General features: G+C 71.4%; 28 protein-coding genes and 1 pseudogene. 15 read left to right on the top strand and 14 right to left on the bottom strand.

Translation table 11 applies throughout. From position 1 onward, the window contains the following. The 5 genes and pseudogenes from I7X39_RS06915 to I7X39_RS06895 all read left to right on the top strand — a co-directional run. Positions 1–718 (top strand): annotated as a pseudogene (locus tag I7X39_RS06915) (DNA polymerase III subunit gamma/tau); the annotation flags it as partial. Positions 719–720: 2 nt separating this feature from the next. After that, positions 721–1,047 carry a YbaB/EbfC family nucleoid-associated protein gene (locus I7X39_RS06910; RefSeq protein ID WP_198110233.1) on the top strand — a complete coding sequence of 109 codons (327 nt, stop codon included), beginning with the start codon at positions 721–723 and terminating at the stop codon, positions 1,045–1,047. A gap of 573 nt (positions 1,048–1,620) precedes the next feature. Further along, the gene (gene recR / locus I7X39_RS06905) at positions 1,621–2,202 is read left to right on the top strand and encodes a recombination mediator RecR (RefSeq protein ID WP_198110232.1); all 582 of its coding nucleotides are present in this window, start codon (positions 1,621–1,623) and stop codon (positions 2,200–2,202) included. After that, positions 2,199–2,729 (top strand): GNAT family N-acetyltransferase, encoded by a 531-nt coding sequence (locus tag I7X39_RS06900; protein ID WP_198110231.1) that lies wholly within the window; start codon positions 2,199–2,201, stop codon positions 2,727–2,729. Before recR ends, I7X39_RS06900 begins: the two co-directional genes overlap by 4 nt. Before the next feature lie 43 nt (positions 2,730–2,772). Further along, positions 2,773–3,165, top strand: coding sequence for an MAPEG family protein (locus tag I7X39_RS06895; protein ID WP_198110230.1), 393 nt, complete (start codon positions 2,773–2,775; stop codon positions 3,163–3,165). A 1-nt stretch (position 3,166) separates the two neighbouring features. On the opposite strand, the gene I7X39_RS06890 is transcribed toward I7X39_RS06895, so the two are convergent. Continuing rightward, positions 3,167–4,756, bottom strand: a complete 1,590-nt coding sequence (locus I7X39_RS06890) for a transglycosylase SLT domain-containing protein (protein WP_198110229.1) — start codon at positions 4,754–4,756, stop codon at positions 3,167–3,169. 10 nt (positions 4,757–4,766) lie between these two features. Beyond that, entirely contained in the window at positions 4,767–5,540 is a 774-nt protein-coding gene (gene gloB / locus I7X39_RS06885) for a hydroxyacylglutathione hydrolase (protein ID WP_198110252.1), read from the bottom strand. Positions 5,541–5,614: 74 nt separating this feature from the next. Here gloB and I7X39_RS06880 point away from each other — a divergent pair, with 74 nt between their 5' ends. The 3 genes from I7X39_RS06880 (at position 5,615) to dcd (ending at position 7,979) form a co-directional block, all read left to right on the top strand. Next, the gene (locus I7X39_RS06880; RefSeq protein WP_232351755.1) at positions 5,615–6,304 is read left to right on the top strand and encodes a class I SAM-dependent methyltransferase; all 690 of its coding nucleotides are present in this window, start codon (positions 5,615–5,617) and stop codon (positions 6,302–6,304) included. Further along, positions 6,301–6,774: a ribonuclease HI gene (gene rnhA, locus I7X39_RS06875; protein WP_198110228.1), complete on the top strand. Its 474-nt coding sequence runs from the start codon at positions 6,301–6,303 to the stop codon at positions 6,772–6,774. The genes I7X39_RS06880 and rnhA overlap by 4 nt, the downstream gene beginning before the upstream one ends. Before the next feature lie 638 nt (positions 6,775–7,412). Beyond that, positions 7,413–7,979 (top strand): dCTP deaminase, encoded by a 567-nt coding sequence (gene dcd / locus I7X39_RS06870; protein WP_198110227.1) that lies wholly within the window; start codon positions 7,413–7,415, stop codon positions 7,977–7,979. 1 nt (position 7,980) lies between these two features. On the opposite strand, the gene I7X39_RS06865 is transcribed toward dcd, so the two are convergent. The 5 genes from I7X39_RS06865 to I7X39_RS06845 all read right to left on the bottom strand — a co-directional run bounded on the left by I7X39_RS06865 (position 7,981) and on the right by I7X39_RS06845 (position 14,134). After that, positions 7,981–9,894 carry a hypothetical protein gene (locus I7X39_RS06865; protein ID WP_198110226.1) on the bottom strand — a complete coding sequence of 638 codons (1,914 nt, stop codon included), beginning with the start codon at positions 9,892–9,894 and terminating at the stop codon, positions 7,981–7,983. A gap of 102 nt (positions 9,895–9,996) precedes the next feature. Further along, positions 9,997–11,166, bottom strand: coding sequence for a HupE/UreJ family protein (locus I7X39_RS06860; protein WP_198110225.1), 1,170 nt, complete (start codon positions 11,164–11,166; stop codon positions 9,997–9,999). After that, positions 11,138–12,295: a hypothetical protein gene (locus tag I7X39_RS06855; protein ID WP_198110224.1), complete on the bottom strand. Its 1,158-nt coding sequence runs from the start codon at positions 12,293–12,295 to the stop codon at positions 11,138–11,140. Before I7X39_RS06855 ends, I7X39_RS06860 begins: the two co-directional genes overlap by 29 nt. Next, positions 12,292–12,579 (bottom strand): hypothetical protein, encoded by a 288-nt coding sequence (locus tag I7X39_RS06850; RefSeq protein WP_198110223.1) that lies wholly within the window; start codon positions 12,577–12,579, stop codon positions 12,292–12,294. Before I7X39_RS06850 ends, I7X39_RS06855 begins: the two co-directional genes overlap by 4 nt. Before the next feature lie 13 nt (positions 12,580–12,592). Beyond that, positions 12,593–14,134: a DUF4331 domain-containing protein gene (locus I7X39_RS06845; RefSeq protein WP_198110222.1), complete on the bottom strand. Its 1,542-nt coding sequence runs from the start codon at positions 14,132–14,134 to the stop codon at positions 12,593–12,595. A 216-nt stretch (positions 14,135–14,350) separates the two neighbouring features. Between I7X39_RS06845 and I7X39_RS06840 the strand changes: the two genes are divergently transcribed. Both I7X39_RS06840 and I7X39_RS06835 read left to right on the top strand, forming a co-directional pair. After that, on the top strand, positions 14,351–14,665 hold the full coding sequence (locus I7X39_RS06840) for a hypothetical protein (RefSeq protein WP_198110221.1): 315 nt from the start codon (positions 14,351–14,353) through the stop codon (positions 14,663–14,665). Between the two features lie 31 nt (positions 14,666–14,696). Next, positions 14,697–15,257: a YaeQ family protein gene (locus I7X39_RS06835; protein WP_198110220.1), complete on the top strand. Its 561-nt coding sequence runs from the start codon at positions 14,697–14,699 to the stop codon at positions 15,255–15,257. On the opposite strand, the gene I7X39_RS06830 is transcribed toward I7X39_RS06835, so the two are convergent. Continuing rightward, positions 15,236–15,520 carry a hypothetical protein gene (locus I7X39_RS06830; protein WP_198110219.1) on the bottom strand — a complete coding sequence of 95 codons (285 nt, stop codon included), beginning with the start codon at positions 15,518–15,520 and terminating at the stop codon, positions 15,236–15,238. The two genes, I7X39_RS06835 and I7X39_RS06830, sit on opposite strands and share 22 nt — an antisense overlap. 111 nt (positions 15,521–15,631) lie before the next feature. Between I7X39_RS06830 and I7X39_RS06825 the strand changes: the two genes are divergently transcribed. The 3 genes from I7X39_RS06825 to I7X39_RS23655 all read left to right on the top strand — a co-directional run bounded on the left by I7X39_RS06825 (position 15,632) and on the right by I7X39_RS23655 (position 19,967). Beyond that, positions 15,632–18,247 (top strand): ATP-binding protein, encoded by a 2,616-nt coding sequence (locus I7X39_RS06825; RefSeq protein WP_198110218.1) that lies wholly within the window; start codon positions 15,632–15,634, stop codon positions 18,245–18,247. 119 nt (positions 18,248–18,366) lie between these two features. Next, positions 18,367–19,248 (top strand): hypothetical protein, encoded by an 882-nt coding sequence (locus I7X39_RS06820; RefSeq protein WP_198110217.1) that lies wholly within the window; start codon positions 18,367–18,369, stop codon positions 19,246–19,248. A 68-nt stretch (positions 19,249–19,316) separates the two neighbouring features. Then, positions 19,317–19,967 carry a PEP-CTERM sorting domain-containing protein gene (locus I7X39_RS23655; RefSeq protein WP_198110216.1) on the top strand — a complete coding sequence of 217 codons (651 nt, stop codon included), beginning with the start codon at positions 19,317–19,319 and terminating at the stop codon, positions 19,965–19,967. 14 nt (positions 19,968–19,981) lie between these two features. Here I7X39_RS23655 and I7X39_RS06810 read toward each other — a convergent pair whose 3' ends face one another. From I7X39_RS06810 to I7X39_RS06800, 3 genes are read right to left on the bottom strand one after another with little or no spacing between them, the layout of a single operon-like run. After that, on the bottom strand, positions 19,982–21,136 hold the full coding sequence (locus I7X39_RS06810) for an alpha-hydroxy acid oxidase (protein WP_198110215.1): 1,155 nt from the start codon (positions 21,134–21,136) through the stop codon (positions 19,982–19,984). Between the two features lie 33 nt (positions 21,137–21,169). Beyond that, positions 21,170–21,895 (bottom strand): substrate-binding periplasmic protein, encoded by a 726-nt coding sequence (locus I7X39_RS06805; RefSeq protein ID WP_198110214.1) that lies wholly within the window; start codon positions 21,893–21,895, stop codon positions 21,170–21,172. 28 nt (positions 21,896–21,923) lie between these two features. Next, positions 21,924–22,646, bottom strand: coding sequence for a substrate-binding periplasmic protein (locus tag I7X39_RS06800; RefSeq protein WP_198110213.1), 723 nt, complete (start codon positions 22,644–22,646; stop codon positions 21,924–21,926). 74 nt (positions 22,647–22,720) lie between these two features. Here I7X39_RS06800 and I7X39_RS06795 point away from each other — a divergent pair, with 74 nt between their 5' ends. Both I7X39_RS06795 and rraA read left to right on the top strand, forming a co-directional pair. Further along, positions 22,721–23,137, top strand: coding sequence for a YbaN family protein (locus tag I7X39_RS06795; RefSeq protein WP_198110212.1), 417 nt, complete (start codon positions 22,721–22,723; stop codon positions 23,135–23,137). Next, complete coding sequence (rraA, locus tag I7X39_RS06790) at positions 23,134–23,634, top strand: ribonuclease E activity regulator RraA (protein WP_198110211.1); 501 nt, start codon at positions 23,134–23,136, stop codon at positions 23,632–23,634. The genes I7X39_RS06795 and rraA overlap by 4 nt, the downstream gene beginning before the upstream one ends. On the opposite strand, the gene I7X39_RS06785 is transcribed toward rraA, so the two are convergent. Genes I7X39_RS06785 through I7X39_RS06775 form a run of 3 tightly spaced genes read right to left on the bottom strand, consistent with a single transcriptional unit; the run spans position 23,635 to position 26,219 of the window. Further along, entirely contained in the window at positions 23,635–24,369 is a 735-nt protein-coding gene (locus tag I7X39_RS06785; RefSeq protein WP_198110210.1) for a head GIN domain-containing protein, read from the bottom strand. Then, positions 24,366–25,145, bottom strand: coding sequence for a LytR/AlgR family response regulator transcription factor (locus tag I7X39_RS06780; protein ID WP_198110209.1), 780 nt, complete (start codon positions 25,143–25,145; stop codon positions 24,366–24,368). Before I7X39_RS06780 ends, I7X39_RS06785 begins: the two co-directional genes overlap by 4 nt. A gap of 6 nt (positions 25,146–25,151) precedes the next feature. Beyond that, positions 25,152–26,219 (bottom strand): sensor histidine kinase, encoded by a 1,068-nt coding sequence (locus I7X39_RS06775; RefSeq protein ID WP_198110208.1) that lies wholly within the window; start codon positions 26,217–26,219, stop codon positions 25,152–25,154. Positions 26,220–26,285 lie beyond the last annotated feature (66 nt).

Raw genomic sequence — 26,285 nt, 5'->3', positions numbered from 1 at the left:
GGCGCTGCCGCGCGCGGCCGCGGCCCCGATCGAGCCCGTGAGCCCGGTCACGCCGGTGCGCCCGCCCGAGCGCGTCACCCCGGTCACGCCGCCGCGCCCGGCGCCGCATCCTGCCCCGCAGCCCAACCCAGCGCCGAGCCCCCCGCCGCGCGCTGAGGCCGCACCGGCCGTTCAGCTCGGCGCCGAGGCCGACGACGTGCCGCCCTGGCTGGACCTGCCGCCCGAGGAGCTGGATGACGCGCCGCAGGCGCTCATTGAAGCCCCACAGCTGCCCGAGGAACCCGCCGCGGCGGCCCCCAGCGCACCGGGCCTCGAGCCCACGCCCCTGGGTGAGGCCTGGGCGGCCCTGTTTGGCGAGCTTTCGGTGGCGGCCCTGGCCCGCACGCTGGGCATGCAGGGCCAATGCCTGCGCCTCGAGCGCGGTGCCAGTGCCTGGCAAGTCACGCTGCGCGTCAGCGGCGAGGCCTTGCGCATGGCGCCCGGCCCGGCCAAGCTGGAGGCGGCCCTGACGGAGCATGCCGGCGTGCCGGTGAAGCTCGACACCGAGGTCGGCCCCGTGACCGACAGCCCGGCCCTGCGCGAAGCTGCTGCCAAGGCGGCGCGCCAACTCGCCGCGGAAGCGGCGGTGGCGAACTCGGCCGAGCTGGCCGCGCTGAAGCGCCATTTCGAAACCACGCGCATCGTGCCCGGCACGGTGCGCCCCTTGTCGGAGAACTGATCATGATGAAGAACCAACTCGCCGGTCTGATGAAGCAGGCCCAGGCCATGCAGGACAACCTCAAGCGCGCCCAGGAAGAGCTGGCGACCATCGAGGTGGAAGGCCAGAGCGGCGCCGGTCTGGTCAAGGTCACCATGACCTGCAAGCACGACGTGCGCCGCGTGCAGATCGACCCCAGCCTGCTGGCCGACGACAAGGACATGCTGGAAGACCTGGTGGCCGCGGCCTTCAATGACGCGGTGCGCCGGGCGGAGGAGACCAGCTCGGAAAAGATGGGCAAGCTGACGGCGGGCATGCCGCTGCCCCCTGGGATGAAGTTCCCGTTCTGAGCTACTTGGGCGTGCCTGTTAGGCCTGTCCGAGACCCCGCCGGGATTTCGCCCCGGCAGGCGACCCCCTTTTCTTTGCTGCGCCAAAGAAAAGGGGGGAAAAGAAAGGCGCCAACCCACACAGTCGCCCTAGGGGCGAACTGTGATGGCGGTGCTTGGGCTCACACTGAGACGAGCCCTTCTCTGACTTCGACGGTCAGGACGACGAAGGCGCCCGGAGTACCGGTCGTCCCGGGCAGCGAGGACCATGGCCTCCGAGCGACGAAGAACAGACCCCCAACCAGTTTCAGTAGGAGCCGGAGCACGCATTGGGGCTCCGTTCATCGCAGAGAGCCCGCGATGGTTTGCGGTGGTCTAGTCGGCCGGTACTCCGGCCAGCTTAGCGGGCAGGTTTTCGCAGGCAGAGGAGGGCTGTGGGAGCCATGTGAACCAGCCGTGCAATCGCGCGCCGCCCTAGGCGGCGTGCGTGCATTGGCGCCTTTCTTTGCCCCGCGCTTCTTTGGCGCAGCAAAGAAATGCGGGTCGGGGTTCGGGGGTGAAGCCCCCGAGGGCTGCACCGAAGAAGAACAAGCCAATGGCCGCGCTTGACCAACTGATCGACGCCCTGCGCAAGCTCCCCGGCGTAGGCCCGAAGAGTGCGCAGCGCATGGCCTACCACCTGCTGCAGCACGACCGCCTGGGCGCGCAGCAGCTGGCCGCCGGGCTGACGGAGGCCTTGGCGCGCATCCAGACCTGCACGCGCTGCCACAGCTTTGCCGAGGCGCCGGTGTGTGCGGTGTGCAGCGACGGCACGCGTGACCCCGCGCTGCTGGCCGTGGTGGAAACGCCGGCGGACCAAGCCGTGCTGGAGCGCAGCGGCTCCTACCGCGGCTACTACTTCGTGCTGGGCGGGCGCGTCAGTCCCATCGAGGGGCGTGGCCCCAAGGACATCGGCGCCGAGGCGCTGCTGCACCGGGCCACCGACGGTCTGGTGCGCGAGGTGATCCTCGCCACCAGCTTCACCGCCGAGGGCGAGGCCACGGCCTATCTGCTCGGCGAGGCGCTCAAGGCCCAGGGCCTGAAGGTCAGCCGGCTGGCGCGCGGCGTGCCGGTGGGCAGCGAGCTGGAGTTCGTGGACCTGGGCACGCTGGCCCATGCGCTGGCCGATCGCCGATGACGGCCATGGCGGCGGTGTGCATTCGCGCCCTCGATCCCGCGGCACCGGCCGAGATCGACCGCGTGGCGCAGGGCATGCAGGCCACCCTGATCGAGGTGGAAGGCGAAGTGCGGGGCCGCGCGCTGCACAGCCTGGAGTGGTTGCGCGAGCGCGTGCTCTGGCATCTCGATCACCCCTGCGCGGCGGTCTGGCTGGCGGTGCAGGGCACCGAGGTGCTGGGCCACAGCCTGGTGCGCGCCGAGCCGCCGGGCCCGGAAGAGACCCTGCCGGTCGGCGCCTGGGGCCTGGTCACCACCAGCTATGTCTGGCCGCCGGCGCGGCGCCGCGGCATCGCCCGGCAGCTGCTGCTGCACGACGAAGCCTGGATGCGGGCGCGGGGCCTGAGCCATGCGCGCACCTGGACCGGGGCGAACAACCACCCCCTGATCGCGCTCTACGAGCGCCACGGCTATGCCATCACGCAGCGGGCCGCGCACGCCTCCGGCAGCCCCATGCTCTGCCTGAGCCGAAGCTTGGCGGCGGCGTGAGGCCTTCCCCATGCTTGCCTTGGATTGAACTGGAGTTGCCTGCATGACCACCCTCGCCAATCTCTGCATCCTGACGGCCTGCGCGCTGCCCATCGTCTGCGCCGGCCTGGCCAAGTCCAGCGGCTGGGGCCGCCGACCCAAGGACGGCGGCTACAACAACCGCGACCCGCGCGCCTGGCTGGCGGCGCAGACCGGCCGCGCCGCGCGCGCCAACGCCGCCCAGGCGAACAGCTTCGAGGCCCTGCCGCTCTTCATCGCCGGCGTGCTGATCGCCCAGCAGGCCCACGCGAACCAGGCCACGGTGGATGCGTTGGCGCTGGGCTTCATCGCCGCGCGCCTCGTCTACATCGTCTGCTACATCGCCGATCAGCACTACGCCCGCAGCGCCATCTGGGCGGTGGGCGTGGCCTGCAGCGTGGCCTTGTTCTTCGTTTGAATCAGCTGGTCTTGGCCCGCCGCGTGCTGGCCTTGACCGCCGCCTTCACCGTCTTGCCGGACTTGGCGGCCACCTTCTTGGCGCCGCTCTTCTTGCCGCCGGCGAGCTTGGCGGCCGGGCGGTTCGGCACATAGCTGGTGAGCTTGGCGCCAGGCTTGACGCGGGCGGTCAGGCTGAGCTGGTTCCACTCGGCCAGCTGGGCCACGGTGACGCCGTTGCGGCGCGCCACGGAGGCCAGGGTGTCGCCCTTGCGCACGGTCACCTTGATGGCGCGGCGCGCCGGCGCATCCGGCGCCAGGGCCAGGGCGGCGGTTTCGGCCAGGTGCTCGCTCACGTCGTGGTCGCGCTTGGCGGTGCGCGGCACCAGCAGGGTGCTGCCGGCCTTGATGTTCATGCGCGGCGGGATGCGGTTGATTTCGCGCAGCTCGGCCTCGCTCATGCCGGCCCATTTGGCGGCCTCGGCGGGCTTCATGGTCTTGGGCAGTTGCAGCGCCGTCCAGCTGGCCTTCTGGCCCTGGTGCGCCTCCAGCGCCTGCACGAACTGGGCCGCGTTGTCGTAGGGCAGCAGCAGCTGGGGCGTGGCAGCGGCCAGGATGATGGGCTTGTTCATCTGCGGGTTGAACTGGCGGAAGCGCTCCACGCTCAGACCCGCCAGCCGGGCGGCCAGCTCGACGTCGATGTCGCCCTCGACCTGCACGGTCAGGAAGTAGGGGTGGTTGGCCAGATCGGGCAGCTGCACGCCGAAGTCCTGCGGGCGCAGCACCAGGTTCTTCACCGCCTGCAGCTTGGGCAGGTAGTCGGCGGTTTCATTGGGCATGCGCAGGTTCGCGTAGCTGCGCTCCTTGCCCTCGCGGTCCAGGCGCTTGATGGCGCGGTCCACATTGCCCAGGCCCCAGTTGTAGGCGGCCAGGGCGAGCTGCCAGTCGCCGTCGTAGCGCTTGCCCAGCTGGGCGAGGTAGTCGAGCGCGGCGCGGGTGCTGGCCAGCACATTGCGGCGGTCGTCACGGAACAGGTTCTGCTTGAGCGAAAAATCCTTGCCGGTGGCGCTCATGAACTGCCACATGCCCACGGCCTTGGCGTGGCTCTGGCTTTCCGGGTTGAAGGCCGATTCGATGAAGGGCAGCAGCGCCAGCTCCATCGGCAGGCCGCGCTTTTCCACTTCCTGCACGATGTGGAAGAGGTAGCGCCCGCCGCGCTCGGTCATGCGGCCTACGTACTCGGGCCGCTTGGCATAGAACTCCTCCCACTTCTGCACGCGCGGGCCGGTCAGCTCTTCGAGCTGCATGGCGGCGCGGATGCGCATCCACAGGTCCTTCTGGGCCTCGGGGGCCTGGAAGTCCACCGCGGGCTGGTCGGGGTTCAGATCGTCTTGCGCCTTGGCGGTGGCGTGGTCGATCAGTGCAGGATTGAGCTTGGGCAGCTCCGGCGCCGCGGCCGGGGCGGGGGGCACGGCGGCGGTCTCCGCCGCCTCCGGGGGCTGGGCGCGCAGGCTGCCGCTGGCGCTGCCGTCGGGGGCGGTGGCGCAGCCGCTCAGCAGGGCCAGCACGGCCAGAGTGCTCAGGGTCAGGGCATGTCGCAGGACGGGTTGCATCGGGGGTCCTTCAGAACTGGTTCTTCCATTGGCGCAGGGCGGTGAAGACCGCCACGGCGTCGTCGCTGGGAGCTGGCTGCGGGGCGCGCTGGCGCGCCGCATCACGCACGCCGGGCTCGCTCCAGCGCAGGAAGGGGTTGGTGGCGGCCTCCAGCGCGAGCGTGGAGGGCAGGGTGGGTTGGCCGGCGGCGCGGGCGGCCTGATCGGCCTGCTGGCGCGCGGCCAGCGCCGGGTTGGCGGGCTCGACGGCCTGGGCGAAGCGCAGGTTGCCGAGCGTGTATTCATGGGCGCAGCACACGCGGGTGGCGGGCGGCAGCGCCAGCAGCTTGGCCAGCGAGGCCTGCATCTGCGCCGGCGTGCCTTCGAACAGGCGGCCGCAGCCGGCCCCGAACAGGGTGTCGCCGCAAAACAGGATGGGGGGCTCGCACTCGACCACAAAAGCAATGTGCCCGGCGGTATGGCCGGGCACATCGAGGACGCGGATGTCCTGCCCCAGCAGCTGCAATCGCTCGCCCTCGTGCACGCGCCGGGTCAGGCCTTCGATCGCTTCGCCGGCCGGGCCGATGACCGGGCCCGCGAAGCCCTCGGCGCGCAGCGCGGCCAGGCCGCCGACATGATCGCCATGGTGGTGCGTCACTAGAATCGCCGCCAGACTCAGGTCCAGCGCCTGCAGGGCGTGCCGCACAGGCGCCGCCTCGCCGGGGTCCACCGCGAGGGCGTCCCGGCCGTCGTGCAACAACCAGATGTAGTTGTCCGCAAAAGCGGGCACGGGAAGCAGAGACAGCACGGGTGACGGCGGTTCGTGAGAGCAATCAGCGGGGGCCCATTCTAGAAGTCGCCTCCTGGCTGCAGACCCCCTTGGGCCGTTACCTGCTCGATTGGGAGCAGCGCTGCCTGGATGAAGCCGTGGTCGACCTGTTCGGCTTCCATGCGCTGCAGCTGGGCTGGCCGCAGCTGTCGGGCCTGCGCGCCAACCGGATGCCGCAGCGCTGGCTGGCGCTGCAAGGCCAGGGCCAGGCTGCCCTGCATTGCGACTTCGACGACCTGCCCTTCGAGAACGACAGCCTGGACCTGCTGGTACTGCCCCACACGCTGGAGTTCGCCCCCGACCCGCACCACCGCCTGCGCGAGGCCGCGCGTGTGCTGCGCCCGGAAGGACGCTTGCTGCTGCTGGGCCTGAACCCGGCCAGCCTGTGGGCGCTGCGCCAGAAGCTGACTTGGCTGGGGCCCTGCCTGCCCCAGTCCGGCGAATTCATCGGCTACTGGCGGGCGCGCGACTGGCTGCGCCTGCTCAGCTTCGAAATCGGCCAGGCCCGCTTCGGCTGCTACCGCCCGCCGGTGAACCGCGAGGCCTGGCTGGCGCGCGGCCACTTCATGGACCGCCTGGGCCCCACCTGGTGGCCGGTGTTCGGCGCCGTCTACTTCATCGAGGCCATCAAGCGCGTGCACGGCATGCGCCTGATCGGCCTGGCCAAATCCAATGGCCGGCGCCGCGCCGCACCGGCGGTGGCGCTGCCCTCCAGAACGCATCGCAACGATTCGCCATGACTGACACCCCCAAGATCAAGAAGCCCGAGGTCACGCTCTACACGGACGGCGCCTGCAAGGGCAACCCCGGCCCGGGCGGCTGGGGCGTGTGGATGATTGCCGGCGCACACCAGAAGGAACTCTGCGGCGGCAAGCGCAGCACCACCAACAACCAGATGGAGATGACCGCCGTCATCGAGGCCCTGGCCACGCTCAAGCGCAGCTGCAAGATCACGCTCTATACCGACAGCGAGTACGTGCTCAAGGGCATGACGGAGTGGATGCCGGGCTGGGTGAAGCGCGGCTGGCGCACCGCCGCCGGCCAGCCGGTCAAGAACGTCGAGCTCTGGCAACGCCTGGCCGCCCTGGCGGCGCTGCACGAGATCGACTGGCACTGGGTCAAGGGCCATGCCGGGCATGAGGGCAATGAGCGCGCGGACCAGCTGGCCAACAAGGGCGTGGAGATGGCGTTGAGCGGCAAGGGCGGATAAGTGAACGCACGGTCAGGGGCCATTGCTCGCGTCAGATTGAACTGGGTTCGATCGGCGCGCGGTCTGGCGTGGAAGCTTTCTTGGCTTCTCTGGGTAGTGCCTGTGCAAGCGGGGACCAGTCCTCCGTTTGGCTTGCCGACAGCGAAGGAGACTGTCGTGACGGTACTTGTCCTACTGGCAGGCGCCGGGTTGACTGCGGCGGTCCTCTGGAGGTGGGAATCAGCGCGTGTTTACGTCAGGTTCGTTGGCTGGACATGCCTGGCCATTTTTGCGATTGCTTGCCTCATTGGACTCAACGTTGGGGGCACCCTGGGGCTCCTTGTGGCGGCCGTCATGGGGCTGGCCATCGCTTGCTTGCTCTTTCCGGTCATCCTCCTGTTCCTGGGCTTCGTGTCTTTGCTCGCCAGAGCTGTGAACAGGCTAGTGCACAGAGCGGACAGCTGATTGCAATCGGTCTTGTGAGCTGGAGCCTCCTGTCGTGTTGATCTGCAGGATCAATGAGGCCTGCTACCTGGTGAAGTGCTTGTCCGTCAGTCCGGCGACGCGGCCTTGCTTGCACCACGCACCGCTTCGGCCCCGCTTATCAGGGCCCGATGGGCAGCCCAGGCAGAATCCGGCCCCCCGACCGGAGACAGCCCATGAGCATCAAGAGCGACAAGTGGATCCGCCGCATGGCGGAACAGCACGGGATGATCGAGCCCTTCGAGCCGGGCCAGGTGCGCGAGGTCAATGGCCGGCGCATCGTCAGCTACGGCACCAGCTCCTACGGCTACGACATCCGCTGCGCGCCCGAGTTCAAGGTCTTCACGAATGTGCACAGCACCGTGGTGGACCCGAAGAACTTCGACGAAAAGAGCTTCGTCGCCATCGACGAAGAGGTCTGCATCATTCCGCCCAACAGCTTCGCGCTGGCACGTACGGTCGAGTACTTCCGCATCCCGCGCAATGTGCTGACCATCTGCTTAGGAAAAAGCACCTACGCGCGCTGCGGGATCATCGTCAACGTCACACCCTTCGAGCCCGAGTGGGAAGGCCATGTGACGCTGGAGTTCAGCAACACCACGCCGCTGCCGGCCAAGATCTACGCCGGCGAGGGCTGCGCCCAGGTGCTGTTCTTCGAATCGGACGAGGTCTGCGAAACCAGCTACCGCGACCGCGGCGGCAAGTACCAGGGCCAGAAGGGCGTCACGCTCCCGAAGACCTGACTCAGTCGCTCACACCCAGCGCGTAGCGGGTGTGCAGGCGGCGGCCGGTGGGGTCCAGGGCCGTCAGCCAGATGTCGTGTCCGAGCTGGCCCTGGCCGGGTGTCAGCGCCACGCGCAGCACCGGATCCTCGGTCACGTCCAGCACGTCCAGCGGCAGGGTGGCGATGCGATCCGGGTAGCGCACCACCAGGCGGATCTGCGCCAGCCGCAGGTCGGGGTTGGCCTGGGCCCAGGTGCTCCATTTCAGCGTCAGGCCACGACCCAGGGCCGCCAGGGTCAGCGGGGTGCCGACGCTCACGCCATCGAGCGCCGGGTGGCGGGCCGCCGCCACATCGGCCACCATGCCCGCGTGCAAGTAAGCGGTGCGGCTTTCCGGCGTGGCGGTGGCCACATTGCGGGTGAAGCTGGCCTTGTAGGCCGCGCCGTTCAGGCCGTCGGCATTGCCCAGCCAGCCCACGGCGCTGGGACGCAGCTGGTGGTCTTGCGGGGCGCCGGTCGGGATGACGCCTGCCGCCCCGGTGGGGGCCACGCACAGGTGGCGCTGGTTGCAGGCGGCCAGGGGCAGGGCGTAGTTCAGCGGGGTTTGCACGGTGCCGGCCAGCACCAGGTAGCTGGTGAAGGCCTCGTCGGTGGCCTGCAGGCGCACTTCCACCCCGGGGAAGGGCGTGGTGAGCGCGGTGCTGCCGGTGCCCAGGGTGTCGGCGCTGCCGTCGCGCTTGAGCAGCTGGGTGCTGGAGGCCCAGACATCGAAGGCGAGCGGGTGCCCGTTGCCGATCAGGGACCAGCGCTTGGTGGCGGTGTTGTAGGTCGCGGCGTCAAGCAGGCGGCGCACCGGCTTGCCGCTGCGGTCGCTCAGGGTGCTGGCCACCACGACGCGCAGGCAGTCACCCTTCTTGACGACCAGATCCGCGCAGCTCAGGACCTGCAAGGGGCCGAGCTGCAGGCCCTCGGCCGCGGCCGCCACCAGGCTGGCGGCCAAGGCGTCAGCGTTGCGGCCGTCGTGTTCGTCGTAGCCCGTGAGCGCGGCGCTGGCCTTGTAGGTGGCGGCCGTGGTGCTGGCCTGGGCCAGCAAGGGGTTCAGGGTGCTGACGATGCCGTCCAGCGTGGCCGCATTCGTCACCACCGAGGCCGCGGCGCTGGTGACCTTCAGCGTGCTGGTGATGGCCGAGGCCGGCACGCCGGTGCTGCCCTTGGCGAGCTCGGTCTTGGCCGTGGCCAGGCTCACCTCCACCTCGGGCGTGGGGTTGGCCAGGAAGCGCGTGCCCAGCAGCAGCTTGCCGCCGGCGCCATCCACCTGCAGGCGCAGCCCGGCCAGCATCAGGTCGGCGGCGCTCTTGGGCGTGGCCAGGCGGCTGTCCGTCAGCAGGTCGAAGGCGTCGAGGCTGGTGATCTTGGCGTCCGAGGCGGCGGTCTTGATGAGCGTCTTCAGGAACGTGCCAGCGCCACTGATAAGCGGGGCGGTGTCGGTCAGTTTGGCGTCGGCCGGCTTGGCGAAGGCGGCCTGGGGGTCGGCACCGAGCGCCAGCGCGCTCACGGCCTGCGAGAGCGGCGTCAGGTGCACGGTGGTGCTGGCGTCGTTGGCGGCCGCAGGCACCAGGGCGTGCAGCAGCACGGGCAGGCCGGCGGAATCGATGCCGCGCGCCTGCAGCATGAGCGGCAGGCTGGGGCTGGCGGCTGAGAGCTTGAGGCTGTAGCGCCCATCGCCCGCGTTGCTGCTGGTGCTGCCCAGGGCCGTGCCCTTGGCGTCCACCACGCTGATCTGCGCCCCGCCCAGGGGCACGCCGACCGACACCACGCCGGCCAGCGTGGGCGGCACGGCGGGCGTGGTGGGGGTGGTGGTGCCGCCGCCACTGCCACCCCCGCCGCCGCAGGCGGTGAGGAGCAAGACAAGCAGGGCAAGCAGGACAGCGCGCATGGTCAGAACCGGAGGCAGGGTGCCGAAATTCTCGGCCGCCCACCGCCGCGCCCGCGGCCGAACAGGCCGGTGTTCGCCTGCCAGATTGGCGCCATGCCGGGCTCAGGCCAGACGCTGCACCACCCACAGGCTGCCCATGGCGGCCGCCAGCGTGGAGCCCAGCCCCAGCACCCAGCGCGGGTAGCCGGCCCAGCGCCGCAGCGCCCACAGCAGGCCCATGGCCAGCAGCACCAGGCCCACCTGGGCCAGCTCCAGCCCCAGGTTGAACTGCAGCAGCGCCCAGGCCAGCGCGCCGGCGGGCAGCTCCAGTTCGGCCAGCACGCCCGCAAAGCCAAAGCCATGCACCAGGCCGAAGCCCAGGGCCACGCCCCAGCGCGGGCCGGGCAGGAAGGGGCGCAGGTTGTCCAGCGCGGCCAGCACGATGCTGAGCGCGATGGCCGGCTCGATCCACTGCGGCAGCAGCTGCACCCGTCCGTAGGCCGCCAGGGCGAGCGTCAGGCTGTGCGCCAGCGTGAACGCGCTGACGATGCCAAGCACCGCGCCCAGCGCCTCCCCCGGGCGCCGCAGCGGCTTCCAGCCCGGCGCGCTGCGCCGCCGCGCCAGCACCGCGGGCAGCAGCAGGCAGAGCAGGAAGAGCAGGTGGTCGTAGCCGGTGACGAGGTGGTGCATGCCTTCGCGCCAGAACGAAGGGGCGGCGGCGTGCGGCACGGGGTGCGGCGGCTGCTCCAGGGCCTGGGGTTGCGGGGCGGCCGTTGGCGGAGGCGTGGGCAGGGGCGGTGGCTCCAGCCATTCGCTGGGCTGCAGCGGGTGCAGCAGGCTCAGCTCGGGTTCCTTCTGCTCGCGTGACAGGCGCAGCAGGGCGCGGTGGGTCGGGTCCAACTCGCCCAGCAGGGTGTAGCGCAGCACCGCGCCCACGCCGATGTGGCAGGGCGCCTGCAGCTGCAGGGCGGCGTAGACGCCGTCGGCGCGGCGCTCCAGCCCGAAGCCCTTGGGGCTGAAGCCGGCCGCGCAGCCCTGCAGGCGCAGGCCGGCCAGCGCATAGCGCTCGATGGCGGGCTGCGCGGCCTGCACCTCGCCCCAGCTGAGCTGGCCGTCGGCGTTGGCGTCCAGGTCGAGGGTGGCGTCCAGGTCGCGCAGCGCCAGGTCCACGCGCAGCAGCGCGCCGCCCTCGCTGGCGCGCAGGTCCAAGTAGGCCTGGCTGCTGGAGTGGGCGCCGGCTGACAGGGGCAGCGCCAGCAGCAAGCTAAGGAGCCAGGGCTTGCAGGCGTTCATCGTGGAGTCCGATCTGTTCTGTGAGTGCTTGGGCCTGGCGCAGGGCCTGGGGCTGGCCGGCGGCCTGGGCGGCCTGGGCCAGCAGCAGCAGGTCGGCGCTTTCGCGCTGCTGCCGGGTGTTGCGCTGCGCCAGCTCCAGGGCCTGGCGCGGCGCGCGCTCCACCCAGAGCGCGAACTGGGCCTGCTCGCGCAGATGGGGCAGGGGCTCGCGCGGATCGGCGGCATGGCGCTCGCGTGCCTGCGCAAAGCGGGCGCGCAGCTCGGCGGCCCAGGGGCCGGCGCGGGTATCGCCCAGGGCCTGGGCCAGCGCGGCCTGGCGTACTGCCACGGCGTCGCTGCGGGCCTGGCCTTCCAGCAGGGCCAGGGCTTCACGCAGCCGCCCCTGGGCCTGCAGCAGGTCGGCCAGCGCGCAGCGGGTGTAGAGATCGTCCTGCAGCAGCAGGGCGGTGCGCAGGCCGGCCTCGGCCGGGCCGGACAGGCCGGCGCGTTGGGCCTGTTCGGCTTCGGCCAGCCAGAGCCAGGCCTGGGCCGCGGCATCGCCGCGAACCTGGGCGCGCAGGCCCGCCCATTCGGCCAGCGGCAGCGCGGGGTCGCGCAGGCTGCGGGTTTCAAGCTGGCAGGCTTGCTGGAGCCAGCCTGGGGGCAGCTCGGCACAGGCGGCTTCGCTGGCCGGCAATTGGCCCTGCGTGCGGCGCACGGCGGCCAGCAGCAGGGCGGCCTGGCTGCGCAGCCCGGCCTCCAGCGCTGGCCGGCGCAGCAGCGCCTGCAGGCCCTGGGCGCTGGCCTCGAAGTCATGCAAGTGCTGCTGCACGCGCGCACGCAGCAGGGCGACCTCGGGCGGCGGCGCTGCCTCGGCAAAGCCCTGCAGCGCCGCCAGCGCGCGCCCGCCCAGCCGGGCATCGCCCTCGGCACGGGCGCGCGCCAGCAGGCTCTGGCCCAGGGCCAGTGCAGCCTGCTGATCGCGCGGCTGCTGCTGCAGGCGGCGCTGCCAGCCGCGTTCGCGCGCGCGGCTAGCGGGGTCGCCGTCCAGCCGCTGCACGATCTCGGCCGCGCTGCGCGGCTGCAGCGGCGCCGCCAGGGCGCCTGCCGTGCAGAGCAGGGCCGCCAGCGTCAGCAGCAAGGGCCTCATGGCTCCTCGGGCTCCGTGCTGTCGCTGCTGGCCAGCTGCGCCTCGCCCAGCTCCAGCGGTTCGGCTGCCTCGCTGCTGCTGGCGGCGCTGCTGCGCACGAAGGCGGTGGCGGCGCTGGCGCTGGCGGCGGCGCTGCTGGGCACCTGGCTGCCGGGCTGCGGTGGGTCCGCGGGGGCCGGAGCCGGCGCGGGGGCAGGGGGCATGGGTGGGGCGCTGTAGTCGTCGCCACTGCCGCAGGCCGTCAGCAGGGCGGCAGCGCCCAGCACGAGCAGATGTTTGTGCATGGTCGGCCCCCGCTCAGAAGTTCTTCGCGCCGGGCAGCGGCGTGTTCAGGTAGGGGAAGGCGCTGCGGTAGTCGGCCGCCTGGGTGCGGCTGCCGTCCACGAAGGGCACGGCGCCGGCCGGGGCGTCGGCGGGCTTGCAGCCCACCTTGAGCGCATCGGCCTCGCCCGTCAGCACGCACAGCGCGCCCATGGCCACGCGCAGGGCCGCGTCCACCACGTCGTCGCCGGGGCGGCGGCCGTTGGGGAACCCGGCGTTGTCACCCGCCGCCACGCCCAGGGGCTTTTGCTGCGCGACCGGGGTGATGGCGATGGCGGTGTTCAGGCGCAGCATCTCGGCCAGCGGGCCGCCGGTGCCGAGGCCGGTGATGCGGGCCGGGCGGTTCACACCGGGCAGGCCGGTGAGGAAGGCGGTCATCAGATCGGTGCGCGGGAAGTTCGTCGGTGCCTTGGCGCCGAACAGCACCTCGATCAGTGCCGGCAGGGTCGGATGGGTGACGTAGTCGGCGAAGTTGGCGGCGTCATCCCTGGGTTTGCTGGCGTTGAACTTGTCCTTGTCCTTGAGGCCGATGACGACCTCGTTCACCAGCGGCATGCCCAGGCGCGAGACCTGCACCCAGGCGCCGCCGGTCTTTTCGCTCGCCTGCAGGCCGGAAGCCGGCTTGCCGTTCAGCAGCCGCGCCTGGCGCAGGCTGGCGGTCGTCCAGGCGCCGATCACCGGGTCGTTGCCGGCGGTCAGGCAGGCGGCGGGCAGCTCCAGCGCCAGCGTGGTGACGTTCTTGTCGGCGATGGTGCCGGCGCCGAACGCCGCGGCATTGGCCTCGTTGGTGATGACGGCGGCCGGAGCGTTGACGAGGTCGAAGATCGTGCCCAGGGTCACCGGGAAGGGGTCCTGCCGCTGGCCCACGAACACCTTGCCCGGCGTGCTGCAGCCGGGGAGGTTGATCGGGTGCACATGGCGCTGGGCGTAGGCCTCATAGCTGGCGGCATTGCCCAGGGTCTTCTCGCCGAAGTAGTCGATCGGCTTGGCAAAGCTGCTGGCGCCGCTGCTGGCGTGGGTGATGGCCTGGCGCTGGCCGCCGCGGCGGTCGCCCCGCACCAGGCTGAGCTCGAAGCTCTCGGTGTAGGCCAGCGGGTCGGTGGCGGCGCCGCTCACCGGCCCGGCCTGGCGCAGCGGAATGGCGACCGACTTGCCGCCCACGTTCAGCGCGATGCCGCCGCCGTTGGCCGCCAGGGTGTTCTTGAAGCGGAACTGGAAGCTCAGGTCCTCGACGCCGTCGCCGTTGTTGTCGACATGGATCTCGTACAGCGCGTTCGGGTCCAGGCTGAAGTAGTTCGGGCCGCCATAGCCGTCCTGCAGCGGCAGGTAGTTGGCGATCAGGGTGACGTAGCCCTCGCGCCCGGGTTCATACGAGCGGAACAGATAGAAATCCGTGCCGTCCACCTTGGGGGCAGTGGTGATGAAGGGCGCCTCGCGGTGCGAGGAGGCTTGGGCCGCGGGTGTGACCAGGGCAGCCAGCAGCAAGGCGCTGGCCAGGGCGGTGGGCTTGAAAGGCATCGAGGGGCTCCGTGGAACGGCCGGGATTGGCCATGGCAGCCCTTACGGCGAGGAGCCGGGCGGTGGATTCGCGCCGGCGCTGCGGACATGCCCCTGCATCCAGCCCGGTGCCGCCCGCGTAGCGCGCGCCCGCACCAGGTGCGGCGCCGAAATGGCGGGTTTTCGGGCCGCTTTTCCGGCTCAAGTCCGGCGCCGCACCGCGGCAGCATGGCGGCCATGGTGATCGACCTCCGCCCCCAAGCCGACCCGGATGCTCCCGGCGCCTCCTGGTTCGATGCGCGCCTGGACGGCCTGTTCTCGCTCGGCAGCCTGGGCGCCCCGGCCCGCCTGGACGAGCTGCAGGGCTTCGCCCGCCTGATGCAGACCCAGGGCCAGGGCGTGGAGGCCACGCGCATGCTGTTCGACGCGCCTTACGCCCACACCTTGCTGCAGCAGGGCCGGCTGAGCGCCTGCGCGCCCCTGGCCGAGCTGGCCGAGGCGCTGTTCCAGCGCTACCAGCGCGCCGGGCAGTGGCTCGGTCTGGTGAACTGAAGGCGGCTGGGACGAAAGGGACAATGGGCCAATGGCCCTCAAATCCACCATCTTCAAGGCGAACGTTGCGATCGCCGACATCGACCACGGCTACTACGCCGACCACAACCTAACCCTGGCCCGCCACCCGAGCGAGACCGACGAACGGATGATGGTGCGCCTGGTGGCGCTGGCCCTGCACGCGCACGAACTGCAGACGCGCTGCAATGGCGACGCCACCTTGGCCTTCGGCGCCGGCCTGTGCGACCCCGACGACCCCGATGTGGTGCTGACCGATTACACCGGCACCAAGCGCCTGTGGATCGAGGTCGGCCAACCCGACGACAAGGCGCTCAGCAAGGCCTGCAGCAAGAGCGAGGCGGTGGTGGTGTACGCCTACGGCCCGGCCGCCGAGGTGTGGTGGAAGGGCATCGAGACCAAGCTGACGCGCCTGGACAAGCTGCAGGTCTGGCGCCTGCCGCACGAGGCCATGGCCGAGCTGAACCGCCTGGCCGAGCGCAGCATGCAGCTGCAGGCCACCATCCAGGAAGGGCATCTGATGCTGACCAGCGGCCTGGGCAGCGTGGACCTTCAGCCGCTGCGCTGGAAGTGAGGCCGGAACGGCGGCGTGACGGGGTGATCCTCCCGGTCTGAGCGCCGGCGGCGGGGGGAGTTGGAGGCGGCCGCAGGGGTCGCGGCGGGCCGCGTCGCTTGCAGGGCCTGCTCCTGCAGCAGCCAGCTCACCAATTCGGTCACGCTCGCGAAGCTGTGCCGGCGGCCGCTCAGCACATGTTCGATGGAGCCGGCCACGCCGTTGGCGGGGGTGCGGGCGACCTGGACTTGCAGGGCATACAGGTGAGGGGCAGGGCAGTTCATGGCGCAGGCCGGGGCAGCAATCAATGCCACCATGCTGGCAAAGCCCGCGCGCCAAGTCGTCAGGAAGCGGTTTGTTTCAAGTCGGGCTTCTCCACACGAGCCCCGGAGGCCATGCAACCCCTGCACTTCGAACCCTTCTGCCTGGACATCGCCAACGCCCGCCTGACACGGGCCGGCGCGCCGGTCGAACTGCCGCCCAAGGCCTTTGCCGTGCTCGCCCATCTGGCCCAGCGGCCGGGCGAGCTGGTGCTCAAGGATCAGCTGCTGGATGCGGTGTGGGGGCGGCGCTTTGTCAGCGAAGGGGCCATCAAGACCGTGGTCAGCGAGCTGCGCGCCGCCCTGGGGGATGACCCCCGCGCGCCGCGCTGGATCGAGACCGTGCAGCGGCGCGGCTACCGGTTCGTGGCGGCGGTGCAGGGCCAGCAGCAGGCGCCTGCCGAAGCCGCGGCGCCGCAGCCGCCGCAGGGGCCGGAGCGCTCCCCACCACGCCCCGGCAACCTGCCCACCGGCCTGGGTGCGTTGCTGGGCCGTGCGGACGAGCTGCGCACGCTCGCCAGCCTGGGCCGCGCGGCCCGGCTGATCACCGTGACCGGCACGGCCGGTGTGGGCAAGACCCGCCTGGCCCTGGAGGCCGCCGCTGCGCGCCGCGCCGCGCACGCCGACGGCGTGTGGCTCCTGGAGCTGGCGCCGCTGCAGGCCCCCACGGCGCAGATGCTGCGCGCCACCATCGCCCGCACCGTGCTGGGCAGCTCGGTGGGCAGCGAAGCCGACGCGGGCCTGGTGCGGGCGCTGCATGGGCTCGATCTGCTGCTGGTGGTGGACAACGCCGAGCATGTGCTGGAACCCCTGGCGCCGCTGCTGGCCCATCTGCACGCCCAGCTGCCGGGCCTGCACCTGCTCGTCACCAGCCGCGAACCGCTGCACATCCCCGGCGAGCAGCTGCTCAACTTGGCCCCTTTGGCCCTGCCGCGCGAAGAAGCCGGCGGTGCCCCGCCCGGCGCGGGGGATGAAGCGGCCTCGTTTCGTCTGCTGGTGGCGCGCATCGAGGCGCGGCTGCCGGGCTTTGCGCCCGATGCCGCCCAGCAAGCGGCGCTGGCGCGCCTGTGCCGGCTGTTGGATGGCCTGCCGCTGGCCCTGGAGCTGGCCGCCGCGCGCGTGCCGGTGCTGGGTGTGCATGGCCTGGTCGAACACCTGGAGGCGGATGACCGGGCGGCCATGCGCCTGCAGCTGCTCACCCAGGGCCCGCGCACGGCGGTGCCGCACCAGCGCACGCTGCGCGCCACGCTGGATTGGAGCCACGCGCTGTTGTCGCCGGACGAGCGGCGCATCTTTCGCCGCCTGGCGGTCTTCCGTGGCGGCTTCACGCTGGCCGCGGCCCAGGTGGTGGCTGCGGATCCGGGGGAGCCGGCTTGGTCGGTGCTGGACCGCCTGGACGCGCTGGTGGCCAAGTCCCTGGTGGTGGCGCAGCGCGCGGGCGATGCGGCCCCGCGCTTCGGCCTGTTGGAGAGCCTGCGCGAGTACGCGTGGGAGCAGCTCGACGCCGCAGGCGAGGGCACCAGCACCGCGCGACGCCACCTGGCCTGGGCCTGCGCCCACTGGCGCGAGGCCGCGCGCAAGGCCCTGAGCGAGCCCGTGCTGCCTTGGAGCGAACGCCTGCTGCCAGAGCTCGACAACCTGCGCGCCGCCCTGCGCTGGGGAGCCGAGGCCAGTGGCGCCGCCAGCGTGGAGGCCACCGTGGTGGACGAGGCGCTGGCCCTGCTGGCCGCCTCGGCGCCGTTCTGGCAACGGGTGGGGCTGAGCGCCGAGGGCGGGCGCTGGTGCCTGGCGCTGGGCGACCTTGCCGCCGCCCACCCGGACCCGCTGCGAAGTGCGGATTACGACCTGACGGCCGCCACGCTGTGCCGCTTCACGCCGCTGGGCACGGCCGAGGAGAACCTGGCGCGTGCCCGCCGCGCCGCCGCCACCTACGCCGAGCAGGGAGACATCGACAACGAGTACCTGGCGCAGTACCTGTGCTGGGTGCTTGCATTGGAAGTGAGCGAGGCCGTCGATCGCCAGCAGGCCTTCGAGCGCCTGCGCGCGCTCGTGCAGCCGCATTGGGGCGCACTGGAAACGCGCTTTGTGCGTTCCATCGTGGCCCAGGAGGCGCGCCTGCGCGGCGACATGGAAGCCTTCCTGGCCACAAGCCGCGAGCTGGTGGCGGATCTGCAGGCGGCGGGTGCGCAGGTCGAGAGCTGGACCACCACCTTCCTGCTGATGCTGGCGGAGCACGACCTGGGCTCGGCCGAGCGCGCGCTCGCGCTCGGTCAGGCCGCGCTGGACCAGATCCGTGCCGCCGGGCTGCTGCGCAGCCAGGCCCAGCTGCTGTGCATGCACACCGCCATGCGGGCCGAGGCCGGCGACTGCGCCGGCACCCGCGCCGCGCTGGTGGACGCGCTGCCGCTGCTGGGGGGCATGCAGGCCTGCGAAGTGCTGCTGCTGGCGCTGGCCTGGCTGGCCTGGCACGAGGGCCGTGCTCCGGATGCCGCGCGCGTGCTGGCCTGGTTCCGCTCGCCGCAGCGCCCGAGCGGCAGCTACGGCCCGCGCACCTTCACCCAGCGCACGGCCCAGGCCTTGGCGCAGCGCCTGGAAGGCCAGCTCGGCGCGGCGGAATGCGCACGGCTGGCCGAGGCCGCCGAAGGCCTGGGTGACGCGGAGGCGGTGCGCCTGGGCCTCGGCCCGGCCTGACCCCCCGCTTGCGGCCCCGCAGCCACGGGGGGGCGGGGTACCCAATCCTGACCAAAACCTGACGACTCCGGCGACGGGCCCGCGAACACTGCGGCCATCGCACCCACTCAGGAGTCGTCATGCATCCCACCGCTTCCTTGCTCCAGGCCGCCCGGTTCGCCCTGGTTTCGGCGGCCGCCCTGCTAGGGGCGGGCATGGCCACGGCCCAGCCCGCGCACCACCAAAGTGCGCAGTTGCTGCTCGGGCAGATCCAGCAGGCCCAGTCGCAGGGCGTGTTTGCGGATGCGCAAGGGGTCTCGATCAACCGCTACGGCGGCAGCTGGAGCGGCAGCGACCCGTCCTTCATCCGCTTGGGCGACGCGCAGAACGGGGTGCTGCCCGGCAACCACAGCAAGTGCTCGTCCTTCCTGACGCGCCTGTTCCAGCACCAGTACGCCTGGAACTGGAACCAGGAGACCTACCGCTTCACCGACCCCAAGACCCAAGGCTCGGTCAAGACGGCCAGTCCCGAGGCCTACCAGTACGTCGGCCTGATCCAGCAGGGCAAGGGCTTCACCGAGATCCATGCCCTGAACCTGGCGCAGCCGGGCGATGTGCTGGCCTGGTGGGTGGTGGGCAGCAGCTCGAACGACCACGCCATGCTGATCGAGGAGGTGCGCTGGAACACCTTGAAGACCTATCCCGGCGGCCTGCCCAACAGCAACCCGGCCCTGGTGGGCACCCAGTACGTGGAGGTGCGGGTGATCGACAGCTCCAGCGACACCCACACCCAGGACACCCGTTTCGTGATGAAGGACGGGGTGCTGACCCCCATCGCCGGCCTGGGCGGCGGCACCATCGGCCTCCTGCTGGACGCCAATCTGCGCGTCATCGGCCGCACTTGGAGCCTGCCGACCAGCGACTACTACGCCAAGCCCGACACCTGGGTGAAAAGCCTGAACGAGCGGCTCAAGCTGGCCCCCAGCTGGGGCTTTGCCATCGGGCGCCTGCAGGCGCCCTGAGCCGACGCGGCCACACCGTCCGTCCCTGCCATTCCTTTCGTTTCCCCTTCAACCTTGGGAGCACCCCTGTGAAACAAGCCCTCCAGCAAGTCCTGGCCGCCACCGGCCTTTGCCTCAGCAGCTTTGCCTGCCACGCCGCCCTGACGGTGTATTCCGGAGGCGGAGCCGGCATCCCCGTGCAGGGCATGACCAATCCCTATCCGCTGGTCATCGAGGCCGGGGGTGGCACGATCGTTGATGTCGATGTGAAGCTCAAGGGTCTGTGGCACACCTACCCGGATGATCTGGACATCCTGCTGGTCGGGCCGCAGGGCCAGCAGGTGATGCTGATGAGCGATGTGGGGGGTCAGTTCGACGTGTTTGGCGTCCATCTGGTGTTCGACGATGACGCGGCCGACTCGATTCCCGACAAGGATCAGTTGCTGTCCGGAACCTACAAGCCCAGTGACAACAACCTGCAAGTGGAGCTGCCCTTCGAAGCCCCCGCGCCGGCAGGCCCTTACGGCTCCATGCTGTCGGTCTTCAATGGACTGGACGCGGCCGGCGCCTGGTCGCTCTTCATCCGCGACGACACCAGCGGCGACTCGGGGGTCTTCAATGGCTGGGAGCTCCACATCACCACCGCTGACCCAGCCCGCGCGGTGCCCGAACCCGCTTCGGCGGCCCTGTTCGGTCTGGCCGGGCTCGCCGCCCTGGGCGTGCGGCGCCGGCGCGGCTGAGAGCCCGGCCAGGCTCAGCGCGGCAGGGTGTGCGGCACCAGCACGCTGGCATCCACCTCGCTGAGCTTGCGACGGCCGCAGAAGGCCATCGTCAGGTCCAGCTCCCTCTGGATGATCTCCAGGCACTTGGTGACGCCGGCCTCACCCAGCGCGCCCAGCCCGTACAGGAAGGCGCGGCCGATGTAGGTGCCGCGCGCGCCCAGCGCCCAGGCCTTGAGCACGTCCTGGCCGCTGCGGATGCCGCCATCGAAATGCACCTCGATCTGCGAGCCCACAGCGGCCACGATGCGCGGCAGCACGGCGATCGAGCTCTCCGCGCCGTCGAGCTGGCGCCCACCGTGGTTGCTGACGATCAGCGCATCGGCGCCGCTGGCCACCGCCAGGCGGGCGTCTTCCTCGTCCAGGATGCCCTTGATGATCAGCTTGCCGCCCCAGCGCTTCTTGATCCACTCCACATCGCCCCAGTTCAACGCGGGGTCGAACTGGGCGTGCGTCCATTCGGACAGGCTGGTGAGCGAGTCCACCCCCTTGGCGTGGCCGACGATGTTGCCGAACTGGCGCCGCTTCGTGCCCAGCATCCCCAGGCACCAGCGCGGCTTGGTGGCCAGATCCAGCAGGTTGGTGAGCGTGGGCTTGGGCGGTGAGCTCAGGCCGTTCTTCAGGTCCTTGTGGCGCTGGCCGAGGATCTGCAGGTCCAGTGTCAGCACCAGGGCGCCGCAGCGCGCCGCCTTGGCACGGTCGATCAGGGCCTCGATGAAGGCGCGGTCCTTCATCACATAGAGCTGGAACCAGAAGGGCTGGGTGGTGACCGAGCGCACGTCCTCGATGGAGCAGATGCTCATGGTGGAGAGCGTGAAGGGCACGCCGAAGGCCTCGGCGGCGCGGGCGGCCAGCATCTCGCCGTCGGCGTGCTGCATGCCCGTCAGGCCCGTGGGCGCCAGGGCCACCGGCATCGCCACGGGCGTGCCGATCATCGTCGCGGCGGTGCTGCGCTGCGTCAGGTCCACCGCCACGCGCTGGCGCAGCTTGATGGCTGCGAGATCGGCCTCGTTGGCGCGGTAGGTGCTCTCGGTCCAGCTGCCGGCATCGGCGTAGTCGTAGAACATGCGCGGCACGCGCCGTCGCGCCAGTTGGCGCAGGTCTTCGATGCAGGTGATGACAGGGCTCATGGGCGGTTTGCGGGGTGGGGGGCCTTGGAGGGATCAACGGCCATAGGCCGCCAGGATGCGCTGCAGCTCACCGTCGGCCACCATCTCGGCCAGCGCGGCATTCACGTCGTCCAGCTTGAGCGGGCTGCGCGGCGACAGCGCGCAGGGCGCGGTGTAGGCGTTCAGCACCACGTCTTCGCGCAGGCCGTCCTCGGGCAGGCGGCGCTGGTGCTCGCGCAGCACCAGGCGGTCGGTGATGGCGTAGTCCATGCGCTTGGCCACCAGCTTGCGCAGATTGGCCTGCATGTCGGGGGCATCCTGGCGGCGCAGGCGCTCGCCCAGCGCGGCCTCGGCCTCGGCATAGCGGTAGCCCAGCACCGTGCCCACGGGGCGGTCGGCCAGGTCGGCCAGGCTGCGCAGGCGCGGCGCCTCGGGCCGCGCGGCCACCACCTCGGCGTTTGGAATCAGCGGCAGGGTGAAGCGAAAGTCCGGGCCGATCCACTGCGGCCGCGTGTAGCAGAGCAGATCGCCCTCGCCCTGGCGCAGGGCCATCGGGGCGCGCTTGCTGGGCATCAGCAGGTAGCGCGGGCGCAGTCCCATTCGCCGCGCCAGCGCATCGCCCAGGTCCTTGATGATCCCGCCGGTGAGTTGGCCGCGCTCGAAGCGCGACAGCGGCTCGGTGTGGTTGGTGGCCGTCACATAGACGATTTCCTGCGCCCAGAGCGGCAGGCACAGCAGGCTCAGCAGCAGGAAAAGCGTCGGGGTTCGGCGGAGGCGCACGCGTCCAGGTCCTCGGGCGGCCAGGGGCTCACTGACCATGCCGGCGCAGGATAGCGCGCAGCTCCCCACTGCGCTGCATCGCCTCCAGCGCGGCGTCGACCTCCTGCAGGCTGAGGAAGGATTGCGGCGACAGTGCGCAGGCGCTGCGGTAGTTTTCGAGCACCATTTCCTCGCGCAGCCCGGCGGCCGGGTGGCGGCGCTGCCACTCGCGCAGGGTGATGCGGTCGGTGAAGGCATAGGGCATGCGCCCGGCTAGCAGCTTGTCCAGATTCGCGCGCATGTCGACGGCCTCCAGCCGCCGCAGCGTGTCGCCGAGTTGCTGTTCCACCGTCGGGTAACGGTAACCGCGCACGATGCCGATCAGTTGGCCGCGCAGTTCGAGCAGCTGGCGCAGCGGGGGCGCATCGCCGCGGGCGGCCAGCACCTCGGCGTTGTCGAACAGCGGTCGGCTCCAGCGGAATTCGCCATCGATCCACTGTGGCCGGCTGTGGCAGAGCAGGTCCGCATGGCCGTTTCGCAGCGCCAACGCCACCCGAAGGCTGGGCAGGGGGATGTGGCGGGCCTGCAGGCCCAGCCGGCGCGCCAGCGCGTCTTCGGTCTCCACCAACAGGCCGCCCTTGAGTTCGCCTGCCTCGAACAGCACCAGGGGCGGGGCGTGGTTGGTGGCGGTGATGAAGCGCAGTTCGCCCTGAGGCCAGGCGCAAGGCGGTATCAGCAGCAAGCAGGCCAACAGAACACGCAGTCGGGGCATCGCAGGGGGCGGTGTGACCGGGGCCGGCAGTGTCACCCACGCCCAGCCAGCAGCCCGGTGCGAAGATGAGCCGCATGCGCGACTCCCTGCCCGAGACCCTGCCGAGCGGCCCGCGCGCGGCCGCCTGGCTGCGGCCGCTGTGGCTGGCGGCCGGCGCGGCCTGCCTGCTGCTGGGGGTGGCGGGGCTGGTGCTGCCGCTGCTGCCCGGTGTGCCTTTTCTGCTGCTCGCGGCCTTCTGCTTTTCGCGCGGCAGCCCGCGCTGGGAGGCCTGGCTGGTCGCCCACCCGAAACTGGGCCCGGTGGTGTTGGACTGGCGCCGCCACCGGGTCATTCCGCGCCGGGCCAAGCTGCTGGCCTGGACCATGATGGCGCTGGGCTGCGCGCTGGCGGCCTGGCGCGCGCCCTGGTGGGCCGCCAGCCTGGCGGCCCTCACCTGCCTGTGCGTGGCCCTTTGGATGGCGCGCCAGGCCGAACACGCTCCGACTCCATGAACCCTTTGCCTTCCACCTGCGACCTCTGCGATGCGCGCAAGGCCGACAGCAGCGGTGTGCTGCGCGTATTTGCCGGCAGTGGCTGGCGCAACTACGGTGGCGCCGAGCGCATGGCCGGACCGATCAGCACGGTGCGCTGCCTGGACGACAACAGCCAGGTCAAGGCCGCCGTGGAGGGGCCGGGCGCGGGCCGGGTGCTGGTGGTGGATGGGGCGGCCAGCCTGCGCCGCGCGCTGCTGGGCGGCAACCTGGCCGCCGCGGCGGCGCGCAACGGCTGGGCCGGGCTGTGGATCCACGGCGCGGTGCGCGATCTGGCCGAGCTGCGTGCCGTGCCGATCACCATCTGGGCCCTGGGCCACCTGCCGATGCCCTGCGACCGCAAGGGCCAGGGCGAGCGCGACGTGGCGATCTGGATCGAAGGCCAGGCCATCCGCCCCGGCGAATGGCTGCTGGCCGATGCGGATGGGCTGCTGGTGCACCCCACGCCGCTGGGCTGATCACTCGGCGGGGCTGGCGGGCGCAGGCGGGGGCGCGGGCTTCGGGCCCAGCCCGTTGATGGTGGCCAGGCCGGAGCTGCGCCGGCTGACCTTGGCATTGCCCCAGTGGTCTACCGTGCCGATGCCGGAGATCGACACCTCCAGCTCCTGCTCCACCCACAGCTTGGCCTTGCCCAGGCCGCTGATGCTGACCTTGGCCTGCTGCACCTGCAGGCCCTGAGCGAGGAAGTCGCTGCGGCCGGAAATGCTGAGCGAGAGGCGCTGGACCTGGCCGGCGAACTGGCCATCGCCTGCGCCGGAGACGCCGAACTTCAGGTCCTCGGTGCGCAGCTGGTCGAAGCGCACCAGGCCGGCACCCGAGATGCTGACGCGCAGCTCCGGCAGCTGCACTGGCTCGGGGGCCTGGAAGTTCACCGAGCCGGAGACGCTCAGGCGCTTGAGCTCGCGCGCCATCACCTGCACGCGCAGCCGGGTGTCGCGCCAGAACCACCAGGTGCCGCGGGTGTGCAGGCTGAGCTGGCCGTCGCGCAGCTGCAGGCGCACGTCCTTCTGCACGTCCTCGTCGCCCTCGATGAAGAGCTCGTCGCGCTCGCCCTGGCGGAAGCTCACCTGGGCGGCACCGCTGAAGCTCAGGCTGTCGAAGGGCCCGGGCGTGTAGAGCTTGCCCACCGGCTGGGCCTGGCCCCAGGCCGCCAGCGGCAGCGCCAGAACGAGTGTGAGGTAGAGCGGTTTCATAGCGAGTCGGCCCTCAGTTGCTTGGACACCTCGCGGCTGGCTGTGAAGCGGTTGCCGTCGCGCAGGTGCACGACGAGCTGGGAGCTCTCGTCCGGCACCAGGGCTTCGACGAAGTCCAGGTTCACGATGCAGCTGCGGTTCACCTTCAGGAAGCGCTGCGGGTCCAGGCGCTGCCCGAAGTGGCTGATGGGCAGGCGCACCAGGTAGGTGCGGCCCTGCGTGACGATGGCGGTGTACTTGGTGTCCGAGCGCAGGTGCTCGATGCGCTCGACCTGCAGCGGCACGATGCGGCCCATGTCGCGCACCAGCAGGCGCTGCAGCGGGGCTTCGGGGCTCGCGGTGTGGGCGGCCTCCAGCGCGGCCAGCTCGCGGCCGCCGCCGCTCTCGTCCTCGCTCGGGCGCACGGTCTGGGTCTGCAGCACATGGGCGATGGCCTCGTCGAAGCGCTCGCGTGAGAAGGGCTTGAGCAGGTAGTCCACCGCGTGCAGCTCGAAGGCGGTGAGGGCGTGCTCGTCGTAGGCGGTGGTGAAGATCACGGCCGGCAGGGCGGCACCCGGGCGCTCCTGGCTGAGCGTGCGCAGCACCTGCAGGCCGGTCAGGCCGGGCATCTGGATGTCCATCAGCACCAGCTCCGGCTGCTGGCTGCGGATGGCCTGCAGCGCGGCTGGGCCGTCGCCCACCGCGCCCAGCAGCTCCAGCTCCGGGTGGGCCTGCACCCAATCCACCAGGCCCTCGCGGGCCAGCAGTTCGTCTTCGGCGATCAGGGTCTTGAGCATCGGCGTTCAGTTCCTCGGGATGCGGAGCTCGACGGCGAAGCCCTGGCCCGGCGCGGTGTGCACCTGCAAGCGGGCCTGGCCTTCGAAGTCCAGCGCAAAGCGGCGCTGCAGGGTGCCCAGGCCCAGGCCCTGGCGGGCCGTGGGGGCGGGCGGCCAGGGGCACCCGGGGCCGTCGTCGGCCACGCGCAGCAGCAGCCAGTCGCCTTCACAGCGGGCCTGCAGGCTCAGGGTGCCGCCGCCCACCTGCGGGGCGATGCCGTGCTGGATGGCGTTCTCCACCAGCGGCTGCAGCGTCAGCGGCGGCACCGCCTCGGCCAGCGCGGCGTCCTCGACCTGCCAGTCCACGCGCAGGCGTTCGCCCAGGCGCAGGGTCTCCAGCGCCAGGTAGTCGCGCACGAAGTCCAGCTCCTCGGACAGGCTGACGCGCTCCTCGTTGTTGCGCTTGCTGTCCAGCACATGGCGCATCAGGCGCGAAAAGCCCAGCAGCGCCTGCTCGGCGCGGCTGGCGTCGCGCCGCACCAGCATCAGCAGCGAATTCAGGGTGTTGAAGAGGAAATGCGGGTTGAGCTTGCCGCTCAGGGCCGAAAGCTCGGCGCGCACGCGTGCGGCCTCGGCCTGTGCCGCCTGCAGCGCGGCAGCCTGGGCGCGCCGCGCATGCAGCACGCCGCCAAAGCCGAACACCAGCACGCCATAGGCCACGGCCCCGCCGGCGCTGCGCCACACCAGGCCCTGTTCCAGCCGGGCGTGTGCGTGGTCGGCACTGAAGAGCAGGGCGGCGGCGCCGGCGTCCAGCAGCTGCCAGCTGAGGCCAAAGGCGGCAGCGCCCAGCGCATGGCCGGCCAGGCGGCGCCACGGGCTGACAGCCTGCAGCCGGCGCGTCCAGGGCAGCACCGCCGGCCCCATGGCGAGGATGGGGCCAAGGTTCCAGGTGGCGTCGTACAGGCCCTCCCAGACGCTGCGGCTGCCGTACTGCCAGTCGGTGGCGGCAATCGCATACAGCGCCCAGCACAGCAGGCCCAGCCCGGCATAGGCCAGGGCGGTGCGGCGTGTGGCAGAGGGCAGGGCAGTGGACATGGGCGGCATCCTAGGCAGGCGCGGGCCGGCGGGCCGGCACCCGGCGACGAACTGCGGGGCCGGGGT

The organism is Inhella proteolytica, from assembly GCF_016093275.1.
In the GTDB taxonomy this organism is placed as follows: domain Bacteria; phylum Pseudomonadota; class Gammaproteobacteria; order Burkholderiales; family Burkholderiaceae_C; genus Inhella; species Inhella proteolytica.
This window is presented reverse-complemented; position numbering and strand designations above follow the sequence as displayed.